This window comes from Vibrio sp. 10N.222.48.A3 (assembly GCF_041475345.1).
Classification (GTDB): domain Bacteria; phylum Pseudomonadota; class Gammaproteobacteria; order Enterobacterales; family Vibrionaceae; genus Vibrio; species Vibrio tasmaniensis_A.
Window position 1 is genome coordinate 1 of record NZ_JBFRVX010001355.1, and the last position, 412, is coordinate 412.

Annotated in this window: 1 protein-coding gene; it reads right to left on the minus strand. The window is 43.0% G+C overall.

Annotated elements, in window-relative coordinates; genetic code table 11:
* Window positions 1-3 precede the first annotated feature (3 nt).
* A complete protein-coding gene (locus AB4653_RS26300) occupies window positions 4-327 on the minus strand; it encodes a DUF4144 domain-containing protein (protein WP_009846192.1) in 324 nt (107 codons plus the stop codon).
* Window positions 328-412: the final 85 nt, after the last annotated feature.

Genomic DNA, 412 nt, shown 5'->3' on the forward strand with positions numbered 1-412 from the left:
ATATTAACGAGGCTCAAAAGCCAAAGATTGAATCGCTTCTTCGATTGTCAGGAAATGGATCTTCATCAGGCACACTTCTGCCTTCTGGAACTCGTGATTTCGAATCAGGTTGGTCACGCTTTCAACTGAATAGTGCTCAGGTTGTTTCGTGAGAGACAGTTGATTTGAGCTTGATTCAAGCGAGTAGCTATCGCCCACTGAATCAATGAGGTAATCCTCTTCGCCCAAGATCATGTCTGAGCATTCTGCTTGAAATTCGTGTTCGGATGCGACGTAAATAAGCTCATCGTCCCCGTCGAGTTTTACCAAAGATGGCCAACTGATCATTACTGCCTCTCAATCATGGATGTTGAAATGTATGTCTGGACTATAAACACTTTTGAAGCTTAAGTCAGGTACTAGTGATTTATCC